The sequence below is a fragment of the Rhizobium aethiopicum genome (assembly GCF_014197535.1).
Taxonomy (GTDB): domain Bacteria; phylum Pseudomonadota; class Alphaproteobacteria; order Rhizobiales; family Rhizobiaceae; genus Rhizobium; species Rhizobium aethiopicum_A.
In genome coordinates, this window is record NZ_JACIFV010000025.1 from 84,528 (window position 1) to 97,227 (window position 12,700).

The 12,700-nt window shown below is 62.1% G+C and carries 12 protein-coding genes; 3 read left to right on the forward strand and 9 right to left on the reverse strand.

What is annotated here, in order from left to right; translation table 11 throughout:
• Window positions 1-100: 100 nt before the first annotated feature.
• The 4 genes from GGD53_RS25715 to GGD53_RS25730 all read right to left on the reverse strand — a co-directional run bounded on the left by GGD53_RS25715 (window position 101) and on the right by GGD53_RS25730 (window position 3,149).
• Entirely contained in the window at window positions 101-586 is a 486-nt protein-coding gene (locus GGD53_RS25715; protein ID WP_184459564.1) for a hypothetical protein, read from the reverse strand.
• Between the two features lie 17 nt (window positions 587-603).
• Window positions 604-1,329, reverse strand: coding sequence for a DUF2259 domain-containing protein (locus GGD53_RS25720; protein WP_184459565.1), 726 nt, complete (start codon window positions 1,327-1,329; stop codon window positions 604-606).
• Window positions 1,326-2,003 carry a ribulose-phosphate 3-epimerase gene (gene rpe, locus GGD53_RS25725; RefSeq protein WP_184459566.1) on the reverse strand — a complete coding sequence of 226 codons (678 nt, stop codon included), beginning with the start codon at window positions 2,001-2,003 and terminating at the stop codon, window positions 1,326-1,328. Before rpe ends, GGD53_RS25720 begins: the two co-directional genes overlap by 4 nt.
• 63 nt (window positions 2,004-2,066) lie before the next feature.
• Complete coding sequence (locus tag GGD53_RS25730; protein ID WP_184459567.1) at window positions 2,067-3,149, reverse strand: ABC transporter substrate-binding protein; 1,083 nt, start codon at window positions 3,147-3,149, stop codon at window positions 2,067-2,069.
• A gap of 277 nt (window positions 3,150-3,426) precedes the next feature.
• Here GGD53_RS25730 and GGD53_RS25735 point away from each other — a divergent pair, with 277 nt between their 5' ends.
• Entirely contained in the window at window positions 3,427-3,921 is a 495-nt protein-coding gene (locus GGD53_RS25735; RefSeq protein WP_085859594.1) for a flavin reductase, read from the forward strand.
• 31 nt (window positions 3,922-3,952) lie between these two features.
• Window positions 3,953-4,273: a TfoX/Sxy family protein gene (locus GGD53_RS25740; protein WP_184459568.1), complete on the forward strand. Its 321-nt coding sequence runs from the start codon at window positions 3,953-3,955 to the stop codon at window positions 4,271-4,273.
• Here GGD53_RS25740 and GGD53_RS25745 read toward each other — a convergent pair.
• The 5 genes from GGD53_RS25745 to GGD53_RS25765 form a co-directional block, all read right to left on the reverse strand.
• The gene (locus GGD53_RS25745) at window positions 4,243-4,692 is read right to left on the reverse strand and encodes an NUDIX domain-containing protein (RefSeq protein ID WP_184459569.1); all 450 of its coding nucleotides are present in this window, start codon (window positions 4,690-4,692) and stop codon (window positions 4,243-4,245) included. The two genes, GGD53_RS25740 and GGD53_RS25745, sit on opposite strands and share 31 nt — an antisense overlap.
• 7 nt (window positions 4,693-4,699) lie before the next feature.
• Entirely contained in the window at window positions 4,700-6,199 is a 1,500-nt protein-coding gene (locus GGD53_RS25750) for a DEAD/DEAH box helicase (protein ID WP_184459570.1), read from the reverse strand.
• A 157-nt stretch (window positions 6,200-6,356) separates the two neighbouring features.
• Window positions 6,357-7,667 carry a peptidoglycan DD-metalloendopeptidase family protein gene (locus tag GGD53_RS25755; protein ID WP_184459571.1) on the reverse strand — a complete coding sequence of 437 codons (1,311 nt, stop codon included), beginning with the start codon at window positions 7,665-7,667 and terminating at the stop codon, window positions 6,357-6,359.
• Between the two features lie 105 nt (window positions 7,668-7,772).
• Window positions 7,773-8,600 (reverse strand): DUF455 family protein, encoded by an 828-nt coding sequence (locus tag GGD53_RS25760; RefSeq protein ID WP_184459572.1) that lies wholly within the window; start codon window positions 8,598-8,600, stop codon window positions 7,773-7,775.
• Window positions 8,597-9,070, reverse strand: coding sequence for a peroxiredoxin (locus GGD53_RS25765; RefSeq protein ID WP_184459573.1), 474 nt, complete (start codon window positions 9,068-9,070; stop codon window positions 8,597-8,599). Before GGD53_RS25765 ends, GGD53_RS25760 begins: the two co-directional genes overlap by 4 nt.
• 124 nt (window positions 9,071-9,194) lie before the next feature.
• Between GGD53_RS25765 and GGD53_RS25770 the strand changes: the two genes are divergently transcribed.
• Complete coding sequence (locus GGD53_RS25770) at window positions 9,195-12,593, forward strand: DUF3971 domain-containing protein (RefSeq protein ID WP_184459574.1); 3,399 nt, start codon at window positions 9,195-9,197, stop codon at window positions 12,591-12,593.
• Window positions 12,594-12,700 lie beyond the last annotated feature (107 nt).

A 12,700-nucleotide genomic window follows, 5' to 3' on the forward strand; every position in this document is an offset into this window, starting at 1 on the left:
GGCAAAACCGCTTCGCGCTTTGCCTGGCAAAACCGCTGGGCACTTTTGCTGAAATTGCTGCATTGAGGTAGCGCCCCTTTAGCAAAGACCGGCGGCAATCTCAACGCATGCGTTTGGCGAGATGATAGCTGCTGACGACAAGGCAGACGAGGCCGAGCGGCAGGAAAAGGCGAAGGCCGATCACCAGGAACTGGTAGACGGCGCTGATGCCGGTGAAGACGAACTGGAAGGCCCAGGCGACGCTGCCGAAGGGCGCATGCCAGCGCGAATAGAAGATCCGGTATTCCATGGCGAAGAGGAAGGCGGTCATTAGGATCGTGGCTGCCGTCAGCGTCACGAAAAAGGCGGCGAACCGCGCTTCCGGCGGCCTGTTATAGGCAAAAAAGCGAGCGACCGGCAGGGCGAAGGGCCAGGAGAGCAGGCCGCCGAGAAAATAGAGTGCGGCCACCTCGGCGAGCCGGCTCGTCTCAAGGCCGTTACGGAGGTAAAGGCCGAGCATGGCGGCGGCCAGCATCTGCACACCCCAGAGCAATGCGCCGGCAAAGAGATCGGAGGAGGGCGGTTTTGCCGCCCTTAGACGATCCATCCTGGGGTGATCCATGCTCAGGGATGGACCGGGACGGCGATCCAGCGTCCGTTCCTCTCAGCATCGAAAGCGAGGACGAGTGCAATATGAATTTGATTTCCGCCTTCCGGCTGGTAGACCACCGCGCCGCCGATCCTGAATTCGACCGAGCATGTGCGCTCGGCCGGAACAGCCGTTGCTTGCCGCGCCGCCTGACGGTTCGGGACACCTTCCTTCTCGATCATCTGCAGGCTGAAGCCAAGGATCCGCTTGTCGACCGTTGCGCATTCCTTCGGCGTCGGCACCGGCATCTCGGCGAGTGAGAGTGTATAGGGCGTCTTCGGCGGCCCATCGATCGCAAGTGTGGTGTAGCGAAGTGTCTTCGAGGGCGAGCCGAGCTCGGTTGGCGGGTTGAAAGCTGCAATCAGACCCGGATTTGTCAGAAGGTCGTACTTATCCATCTGGCTGCGCGCCGCCGTCAAGTTCTGGCGGCGGGCCTTGGAAAGATTGGCGTCCTTATCCGTCAGTTCGGTGCGGAAGGGGGTGCCCTCGAGATATTGGCCGCTGTCGGTATTGATGAAATAGGTTTCCGAATAGGGAGTCTTGCTGTTCTCTTTGATGCCGAATTCCTGAAATGCGAAGACCTTGCCGTCGGCGGAAAAACCGATCGGCTGGATGCTGGCTATGTCGCCAGCCAGTGACAAGCCGGGCAGGCCGGCCAATGCGGCGGCGAGCATGCCGCCAAAGATCAGACGCTTCTTCATGTTCGTGCCCCTTCGGCTGCCTGACGCAATTCGGCGACTGTCTTACGGTAGCTGTCGACCGTACCGCCCTTGAAAATTGCCGAGCCGGCGACGAGGACGTTGCCGCCGGCGCGCGCGATATCAGGCGCCGTTTCCACGGCGACGCCGCCGTCGACCTCGAGTTCGATCGGCCGGTCACCGATCAGAGACTTTGCCGCGGCGATCTTGGCCGTCATCGCGGGAATGAATTTCTGTCCGCCGAAGCCGGGATTGACCGACATGATGAGGATGAGGTCGACGTCGTCGAGCACGTTCTCGATGGCACTCAGCGGCGTCGCCGGATTGATTGTCACGCCGACCTTCTTGCCGAGATTGCGGATGGTCTGCAGCGAGCGGTGCAGATGTGGCCCGGATTCGGCATGGACGGTGATGCGGTCGCAGCCGGCCTTGGCGAAGGCTTCGAGATAGTCATCGACGGGAGAGATCATCAGATGGCAGTCGAAAGTGGCATTCGTATAGGAACGCAGCGACTTGATGACATCGGGACCGAAGGAGATGTTCGGCACGAAATGCCCATCCATCACGTCAAGATGGATCCAGTCAGCGCCGGCGGCGGTGACGTCGCGCACCTCCTCGCCGAGCCTGGCGAAATCCGCCGCGAGGATCGAAGGGGCAATGCGAATGGGCAGCGTCATCAAGTCTTACTCCCGTATGGGCGCCATCTGCGCACGGCGCCGGAATTCAAGGCTGGCGGCCGCTCATTGCGTCGGCGCAGCGGGTGGAAAAAAGCCATTGCCCCGCCATTCAAGCAGGCGGTAGGGGTTTTGCGAAAGCTCATGCGCGCCGGTGAAGGCGACGGCGCCGATCGGTGTATGGAACGTCGTGCCGACAAGTGTCTCCCGCAGCGGCTTGCCGGCTGCAGCGGCGGCTTCGGCCGCCTGGCCGGCAATCAGGGCCGCCGCCAGGGATGGCAGGACATAACCTTCAGGCTCGGTGCCCTTGGCGTGCAAAGCGCCGGCCGCCGGCGCGCCTTCCGGTAAAAGCGCATATTCGGGCAGGGCGACGGCACGCACGCCGGGAGCGAGAGGCAGCGGCTGATCGGCGGCACGCATGGCATCGCCGCCGAGGATCGACAGTGGAATGTTTTCCGCCTTGGCGTCGCGGGCCATGACGGCGACATCGTTGCGATCGCCGCCGACGAAGACCCTGGTGGCGCCGGCCCGTTTCAGGCGGCGCACGAGGGCGATCTGCTGCTCCTGTCCCGGCCGGTAGGTATCGGTGAAAACCGGCTTCAGGCCGTTCTGCTCCAGCGCATTGCGCACAGCTTCCGTCAGTTCGCGGCCGTGAATGGTGCCGTCCTCAATCAGCGCGATCGGGTCGGCTGCCCAGTCCTTAAGGATCACCTCGATGATCTTTGCCGCCTCAGTGCCATCGGCCGGTGCCAAGCGGAAGAGCGGCCAGCCGTTTTTCAGCGCATCCTCCATCAGGATGCGCGAACGTGCCGAAACGGTGATCGCGGGAATATTGGCGTCCTTCAGCTTCGGCAGTGCGCCTTCCAGCGTCTCACTGCAGAGAAAACCAACGGCAATCTGCACCTTGGCACTCACGAGCGCATCGGCGACCGCCGCGCCGCTATTGTCTTCGCAGGTCTCGTTGACGGCGACGAGCGTATTGCCGGATTGCTGGATCTCGAAACCGGCGCCGGCGGCAATCTGCGCGCCGAGCAGCCCGAGCGGCCCGCCCTGCGGGGCGACGACGCCGATCGTTACGCCGGCCGCATGGCCTTGCGCCGCCGTTCCGAGCAGCGTCAGAAAGGCTGCTATGCCACGCAGGTTCATCATGAAAGGCGAAGATCCCTAGCCATCGTCCATGCCCTTTTATCCGCAAGGCCGCAATCGTCAAAGAAAAACAAGCGGAACCCAGCGCTTTTCACCGGTCCTATTGTAGAAAAGGTAACCGATGCTCGCCATATTGGCGCGATAGCAAGTCGAACTACGGTGTCGGACGTCATTTCAGTCGCGCAAAGGACACTGTAGCATTTTGAATTGCTGCATAGTTCTCCTAAATCGATCCCGATTTAAGGAACGACGCAGGCAGAAGAGCGCGCGGGAGAAGCACGTGTTGAACAGGCAGCATATCGACCCCGGCCTTTATCGCGATGCCATGAGCCGTTATGCCGGTCATGTGCAGCTCGTGACGACGGCGATGGAAGGTCTGCGCCGCGGCGTCACCATCACCGCCGCCTGCTCCGTCTCGGACAATCCGGCTTCGGTGCTGATCTGCCTCAACAACACCAATCCAAAGAACGAGATCTTTTTCCGCAGCGGCATCTTCGTGCTCAACACGCTCGGCGCCCATCACCAGGGCGTCGCCGACGCTTTCTCCGGGCGCACCGCGATTGCCAATGACGAGCGCTTCGCCAGCGGCCGTTTCGACACGCTCGTCACCGGCGCCCCCGTTCTTGCCGATGCGCTCGCCGCCTTCGATTGCCGGGTGACCGACATCAAGGAAATGCCGACGCACAATGTCATCTTCGGTGAGGTTGCCGCCGTCCGCTTCAGCGAGAAGCACCCGGCGCTCATCTATATGAACCGGGATTATCACACGCTGTAATCCGGCTGGCGGGTATGCGAGGAAACAGAGAATGGACAATGCCGGAATCGAGGAAATGTTTCAGGGGCTCGGCCCCGTCACGGTCAAGCGCATGTTCGGCGGCAAGGGCATTTATCACCTCGGGCGCATCGTCGCCGTCGAAGTGCGCGACGAGATGCTGCTGAAAGCCGATGAGACGAGCGCCCCAGAATTTGCTGCCGCCGGCGCCACGCAATGGGCCTATGAAGGCAAAAAGGGCAAGCCGGTGAAAATGCCCTACTGGTCGATCCCCGAAGAAGCTTACGACGATCCCGATCTGATGGCGAAGTGGGTGCGGCTTGCCTATGAGGCGGCGCTTCGCGCCGAAAGTTGAGCGGGTTCGGCTGGCGGCAGGGCTGCGATCGCCGCCTTGGTGAAGGCTGACAGCGGCTCAGGCAAATCGGTCAAGGGAAACCAGCCAAAATCCGAAAGCTTGTCCGGCTCGGTCAATTGCGGCTCGCCATCGACGTCGCGCGCGAGATAAAGGATGGAGATCCAGTGCTGGCGGTCGGCATCGATGATCTGTTCGGTCATGCCGATGCGCTCGATTCGGCCGATCGTAAGGCCGGTTTCTTCTTCGGCCTCGCGGCGCGCAGCTTCTTCAGCCGGCTCCATGTGATCGACCTTGCCGCCGACGATGTTCCAGTAGCCGGCTTCAGGCGGGCGCATGCGCTTGTAGAGAAGGATCCTGCTTTGGCGCAGGATCACCAAACCGACGCCAAGGCCCGGGAAGTCGACGCCAGGCCTGCCCATTGGATGCTCAGACCTTGGCGCTGCCGGCGATCAGCATGAAGGCGGGGATATCGTCGCCGAAACCGACCGGGGTCGGGCCATCGTCGTGATCGCGATGACGGCGGCGGTCGCGGCTATCGTCATTTGCCGGATACGGTCGATTGTTGCGCGCATTGTTTTGCGGCTTCTGCTCTGCTTTGCGCTCGTTCTTCACGACTTCGGCCTTTGCTGGTGCTGCTGCGATCACTTGGACGTCATTATCCTGTATGTCGTTATCAGATTTATGACTCGCAGCACTGTGCCTGCCGCGTCCGCGCCCGCGATCCTTGTCGCCACGTTCGCGTCCGTTGCGGCGCGGACGGTCGCTGTCCTTGCCTTCTTCCGCCGGTGGCAGCGAGTTCAGGTCGCCATTCAGCCATTCGACATTTTCGCCGATCAGCTTCTCGATCGCGTCGACGAATTTCGTGTCGCGCTTGGTGACGAGGGTGAAGGCGGCGCCGGATCGGCCGGCGCGGCCGGTGCGGCCGATGCGGTGGACATAGTCCTCGGAGTGGATCGGCACGTCGAAATTGAAGACGTGGCTGACATCGGGAATATCGAGACCGCGGGCGGCAACGTCGGAGGCAACCAGCAACTGGAGGTTGCCGTCACGGAAGTTCTGCAGCATCGTCGTGCGGGAACGCTGGTCCATGTCGCCATGCAACGCACCGACGGAGAAGCCATGGCGTTCGAGCGAACGGAAGAGATCAGCGACATCCTTCTTGCGGTTGCAGAAGATGATGGCGTTCTTGAGTTCGGTCTGGGCGCGGACGAGTTCACGCAGGACCGCGCGCTTCTCGTAATCCTTGCCGTGCGAGGCGACGAAGCGCTGCGTCACGGTCTTTGCGGCCGAAGCGGGCTTTGCCACTTCGATGCGCTCCGGGTTCTGCAGGAACCGGTCGGCCAGCTTCTGGATCTCCGGCGGCATGGTGGCCGAGAAGAACAGCGTCTGGCGGGTGAAGGGGATGAGCTTGGCGATGCGCTCGATGTCGGGAATGAAGCCCATGTCGAGCATGCGGTCGGCCTCGTCGATGACGAGGATTTCGACGCCGCTCATCAAGAGCTTGCCACGCTCGAAATGGTCGAGCAGGCGGCCGGGCGTGCAGATCAGCACGTCGGCGCCGCGCTCGAGCTTGCGATCCTGGTCCTCGAAGGAAACGCCGCCGATCAGCAAGGCGACGTTGAGGCGGTGGTTCTTGCCGTATTTCTCGAAATTTTCGGCCACCTGGGCGGCGAGTTCGCGCGTCGGCTCCAGGATCAGCGTGCGGGGCATGCGGGCGCGGGCGCGGCCCTTTTCAAGAAGCGACAGCATCGGCAGGACAAAAGATGCCGTTTTGCCGGTGCCCGTCTGCGCGATGCCGCAAATATCGCGACGCTCGAGCGCAAAGGGGATGGCCCCCGCCTGGATAGGTGTGGGGATGGTATAGCCCGCGTCTGTGACAGCGGATAGCACTTTTTGGCTCAAGCCAAGGTCAGCGAATGTCGTCAAAGGGAAAACAGTTTCCGTTCCGGTTCGGCCGAGCTCTGAACGAGTCGGCGGGATTGCATGCCGCAATGCAGCGCGACATAGCCCCGAATGGCCGGCAAGTCAAGAAATAGAGAGGCCGCACCCTGTGCAGAGTGAACCTTTGGTTACCGGGTGGGTATTACTTGATATAGGTGGCGAGTTTAAGGCCTGCATTCATGAAATATACTGGATCGACCGCACGGCCGTTCTGGCGCACTTCATAGTGCAGATGCGTGCCCGTCGAGCGACCGGTGCTGCCGGCAAGCCCAATGACGTCGTTGCGGTCGACCGTGTCGCCGGTCTTGACCAGAACCTGCGACATATGCCCGTAGCGCGTCGAGATGCCGTTGCCGTGATCGATCTCGACCATATTGCCGTAACCGCCTGTCCAGCCGGCTGATATCACCTTGCCCTGCGCCGTCGGGCGGATCTTTTCGCCAGGCGAAAAGCGGAAGTCGATTCCGGAATGCAGCGCCAAACGGCCGAGGAAAGGGTCGCGGCGGTTGCCGAAGGGGCTGGTCATTTCCTTGCCGACGGCGGGGTTGCGGAAGGGCAGGGATTCGGCGGTGCTGCGCACAGCTTCGAGCCGTGTCAGCGCGCCGTCGAGAGCGATCAGCGAATTGTTGAAATCGTCATTGCTCTCCGGCTCGACATAGGGGCCGCCGACGGCGCTGTCATCCCAGTCCTGCTTGGCAGCGGTCTCGGGCATGGGGATCTTGAACCGGGTCAGCACGCTCTCGATGGCACTGGCGGCATTGCCGGCATCGCTCGTCAGTTGCTCGACGCGGTTGCGCTGGTCCTGTTCGACATCCTTCAGCGACAGCGTCACTTTGGAGAAGATGCGGTCGGCGCGATCGCCAACCGTCTCGGTAGCCGGCACGTAGGCAAGGGTCGTATTGTCGGGAGTGGCGTCGGCTGGTGCGCCGCCTGCCAGCTGTTTCTCGATCGCCTCAATGCTTTCGCCGAGCGAAGCGCGCTTATCCTTGATGGCGGGGGCATAGGATTGCGCAGGCGAAGACGGCGCGCTGTCCTTATCCGTGAGCCCGGAGCTTTCGGCGCGGTCGAGCAGGTTGTCGAGCTTGCCGTGGCGTGAGGTGAGCGCCATCTGCTGTTCCATCAGCTTGTCGACCTTATCTTCCACCACCTGCTGGTCGAGAAGCTGACGGGAGGTGATGCGGTCGACCTGGGCGCGAAGGGCGGCGATGCGGTCCTCATAGTCATGCTGCATGCGGGCCTGGCGCGCCATGGTGGCGCCGATCAGGTCGTCGCGCAGCACGAGGTAGGAGGTCGCCAAGAGATAGCCGATGGAAAAGACGCCGAGGAAGCAGAAGGCGAGGGCGGCCATCCACGGCCGAACCGTCATGTGGCGGACCTTGTCGCCGCTTGCCAGGATCAGAATATGTTCCTGCGCCCGCTTGCCGAATACCCAGTGCTGATGTCCGCCGTTCACGCAGGCTCTCCCGATTGATGCTCTACGCCTCTTTCGGAAAATTAGACACGTTTATGGTTAATGAATGCTTTCGTTGTCGCCGTTTACGCTAGAAAATCAATCAGCTCAGGCATGGCTGATCGATGCCAATGAGCGGTAGAAGGATGGTGTCAACCCGGCTTCGGCGCGAGCGAGATCGTTGAAAGGCGGCTTCAGCGGGCCACGGAAATTGGCGCGCACCAGCTCCTGAAAGGCCTTTGCCGGATCGCGCTTCTCCCGCGCGCAGAGGAAGCGGAACCATTTGGCGCCGACGGCGACGTGGCCTTTCTCGTCGTTGTAGATGACATCGAGCACCGCTGCGCTTTCGAGATCACCAGTCTCACGCATCTTCGCCTGCAGCGAAGGAGTGACGTCGAGACCACGGGCTTCCAGAATGAGCGGCACGACGGCGAGTCTCGCCGTCAGGTCGTTGCGCGTCGAATGGGCCGCTTGCCACAGCCCGTCATGGGCAGGAAGATCGCCGTAATCGGCGCCGAGATCGTTCAGGCGGGCGCGCACCATGCGAAAATGCTTGGCCTCCTCGAAGGCGACCTGCATCCAGCCGTCGAAGAAGGAATTCGGCACCGGCTCGGTCGCGAATCGAGCGACGATATCGAGCGCCAGATCGACGGCGTTGAGCTCGATATGGGCAATGGCATGGAGGAGGGCGATCCGGCCTTTCAGCGTGTGCAGCGAGCGCTTTTCCACCTGGGTCGGCGGCGTCAGCACCGGTTTCTCAGGGCGACCGGGCCTCTCCGGCAGGGCTGCGTCGAGCGGTGAGCGCAGCGACACCCGACGGACGAACCAGCGGGTGGCGCTTTCCTGCGCAAGGGCGGTCTTGCGGTCGAGGTCGGCCGAGCGGATGGCGTCGATAGCGCCGCCGCGCAGCGAGCTTATCGCGAGATCACCGGTCACGCGGCCAGATTCCTGACGGCCTCAAGGACGGTCTCGGCATGGCCCTGTACCTTCACCTTCTGCCAGATTGTCGCGATCGTGCCGTCCTGGCGGATGAGGAAAGTCGTGCGTTCGACGCCCATGAAGTTGCGACCGTACATGCTCTTTTCCTTCCAGACGCCATAGGCCTGCAGCGTCGTCTTATCCTCATCGGAGGCGAGCGCCACCGAAAGACGGTGCTTTCTGATGAACTTGTCATGGCAGGCGGCCGAATCGGGCGACATGCCGATAACGGCGGCACCTGCTGCTTCAAACGCCGGCGCCAGCGCAGTGAAGGCCAGCGATTCGGCCGTGCAGCCCGTCGTATCGTCCTTGGGATAGAAGAACAGGACGAGCGGCCGGCCATGATAATCGGATAGCGAGACACGGCCGCCGCCATCGCGGGGGAGGTTGAAGTCGGGGGCCAGGGCACCGATGCCGGGAACCGCCATTGGGAAAACCTTTCTTTTGCCGGGTTTGTGGATGACACTCTCTCTCCCCGAATTATATAGTGGACGGTAACCCGTCCAGCATAGCCGGGTTCAATTCTTCGATTAAGGGAGAGCCCGAGGGCGCATGTCAGCCATCCGCGGCGAAAAGGTCACGTTTCGCAAGAAGGATATCGTTGCGCTGGACCGCTTGCCGTCCGCCCAGACCGAGGATCCGATCATCGTTCATTGCCCGCCGCCGCGTTCGCCGATGCGCCGGACGGCGAAGCTGACGTCAGTTTTTCTCGGACTGATTCTCCTTATCCTTGCTGCCATCGTCTTCACCATCGAAAGCGGCATGTTCGACAAGCCGCTGTCGCAACAGGCGCAGGCGGCGCTAGATGGCGTGGCCGGGCCGCGTTACCGTGCCGAAGTCGGCTCCACCGTCATCCGTTTCACCTCCGACTTCCGGCTGGCGCTCGAAGCGCGCAACGTCAACATGATCGACCAGAAGAGCGGCCAGCACCTGTCGACGACGGGTTCGGTGCGCCTGGGCCTCGATCCGCTGCAGCTTTTCCGCGGCCGTATCGCCGTTGCGGACATCGAAGCGGAGGATATCGCACTCGACACCGCGCTTCTGCCCTCCGGCAACCCGGTCAAGCTCGACGATCTGCGCATCGACGCCATGCCGGCGGCGATGGAGACGATTTTCGAGCAACTCGACATGTTCGACAGCATCGTGACGCGCGGCTCGACGAATTCCGTGCGCATCTCCGGCATCGACATCAAGCTTGCCGATACGGCGAACGGCCCGCTGTCGCTCGTCGTCGACAATCTGGTGTTCGCTCATGGCGGGCCATCCTCGCTGCAATTGCGAGGCGAGGTTGCGCTTAACGGCGAGGTGGCGGAACTCGACGTGCTGGCCGAGAAGGAAGACGGCCAGGTATCGAAGGTGACGGCGACGCTCAAGCATGCGAACCTCACGCCGTTTGCGTTGAAACGCAACGATCAGGGCGTGATACGGCAGGGGCTCAGCGCCTTTGCCGATCTGACGGTGTCGGCCACCAGGAAACGCGACGGCGTCGAGCCGACGCTCGCGGCGACGGTCGACGTCGATCCCGGTCTGATCTATGCCGACGGGGATCCGCAGGAACTGTCGGGCGGGCAAATCAATCTGGCCTATGATTTCGTCAAGCAGACAGTCGAGATTGCTAAATCGAATCTTCGGTTCGGCGCGACCACGCTGCCCCTCAATGGGGCGCTGATCGATCTCGACAAACTCGATCCCAAAGCCGGCAAGGGCTTCGGCATCGATCTGCTCGTCAGCGGCGGCACCGCCGCTCCGAGCGGCTCCGGCGAACAGCCAGTTGCCTTCGACATCCAGGCGACGGGCCGCTATATGGTCGCCGGCCGGGAATTCCTGTTTCCCAATATGACCGTCTCCAGCCCGCTCGGCGCGCTTTACGGGGCGTTGCACATCAGGCTCGGTGACAAATCGCCGGAAATTAGCTTCGCCGGCCAGTCCAGAGAGCTGCAGACGACGGCGATCAAGCAGCTCTGGCCGTTCTGGATGGCGCCTAAGGTGCGCACCTGGGTGCATGGCAATCTCTTCGGCGGCATCGTCACCGATGCTTCGATTTCAGTCTTCATTCCCTTCGGCCGGCTTGACGAGGCAGCCGGCGGAAAAGGATTGAAGCTCGACGCCAATCAGATCCGCATCGGCTTCGATATTGCCGGCGCGCGGATGAACGTCGCCGGCGACATTCCGCCGGTCCGCGATACGGCGGCGCATTTCGATCTGACCGGTCCCGTTGCGACGATTTCGATCAAGAGCGGCATGTCCTATTTCCCCTCCGGCCGGTCCGTCGGCCTCGGGCAGGGGACGTTCGTCATACCGTCCGCCTACGACAAGCCGCTGATGGCCGATATCGATCTGGCGGTATCGGGTGCTGCGGACGCCATAGGCGAACTCCTCACCTATAAGCCGGTCCGGGTGCTGCAGCGCGCCGGCTTTTCGGCTGACGACTTCAAGGGGCACATCGACGCGAATGTGAAGGCGCATTTCGGACTGCTCTCCTCGCAGAACCCGCCGCCGGCCGAGTGGAAGGCTGCCATGAAGCTCGCCGACGTCGATCTTGCCAAGTCGTTTTCCGGCCGCAGGATCAGCAATGTCAGCGGCATGCTTAACGGCGATCCGAAGCAGATCACGCTCGATGCCAAGGGCGAGATCGACGGCATTCCCGCCGATATCGATCTGACCGAGCCGGTCGAGGCGTCGTCGGGCGTCGAGCGGCAGCGCGTGATTACGGCGACGCTCTCCGATGAGCAGCGCAGCAAGGTGATGCCCGGGCTTTCCGATATCGTCAGGGGCAACCTGAAGATGGTGCTGACGCGGATCGACGACGACCGGCAAGACGTTCAGCTCGACCTCACCAAATCGATGCTCGACCTGCCCTGGATCGGCTGGTCGAAAGGCAGCGGCATTGCCGCCTCCGCGGAATTCGAGATGTCCGGCCCGCCCGAGAATACCGATATCAAGAATTTCCGACTGAAGGGTGACGGCTTCGGTGCCAGCGGATCGCTTGTTGTCGGCAAGACAGGCCTTATCTCGGCGGATTTCGACAGCGTCAGGCTCTCCTCGCTCGACGATTTCGCTCTGTCGGTCAAGCGCAGCAAGGGCAATTTCGACGTCTCCGTTTCCGGCGACAGCGCCGATGCGCGGCCGGTCATCGCGCGATTGAAATCGGGCTCGGAGGGCGGCGAGGACGGCGACGGCGACAACACCGGCGTATCGGTGCGCGCCAGGCTGAAAAACGTCGTCGGCTTCAACGACGAGAAGATCGGCAATTTCCAGGCGCAGGTGTCACTGCGCGGCGACAAGCTGCAGACGCTGAATTTTTCCGGCGTCACCGGCAGCGGCGAGGCCGTTGTCAGCCAGATGAAGGACGGCGGTGTCATCAATATCACCAGCGGCGATGCCGGTGCGGTATCGCGTTTTGCCGATCTCTATCAGCACATACAGGGCGGCCTGCTCAACCTGGCGATCCGGCTTTCGCCGCAAGGCGGATGGGACGGCTCGCTCGATGTGCGCCGCTTCTCGATCGTCAATGAACAGCGGCTGCATTCGATCGTCTCGACACCTGTCGGCAACGAGCAGCGAAGCCTCAATGAGGCGGTCAAACGCGACATCGACACCTCGTCGCAACGCTTCCAGCGCGGCTTTGCCCGCGTCATCTCGCGCAACGGCATGGTCGGTATCGAGAACGGCGTGCTGCGCGGCGACCAGATCGGCGCGACCTTCCAGGGCGTGGTGCGCGACCGCAAGGGCAATATGGATATGACCGGCACCTTCATGCCGGCCTACGGCCTTAATCGCCTCTTTGCCGAATTGCCGCTGATCGGTGTCATCCTCGGCAATGGCAGCGACCGCGGCCTGATCGGCATCACTTTCAAGCTCACCGGCAAGTTCGACCAGCCGAACCTGCAGATCAATCCGCTATCGATCATCGCCCCTGGTGTTTTCCGGCAGATCTTCGAATTCCAGTGAGGGAAAGGCTCTGATGTGAGCTTTCGGGAGGTTGTCCATTCGGAGCGGATCGAGGAGACTGGAGCTACCACATCTCGAGTCGGAGGGATCGCCGCGAATGAACATTC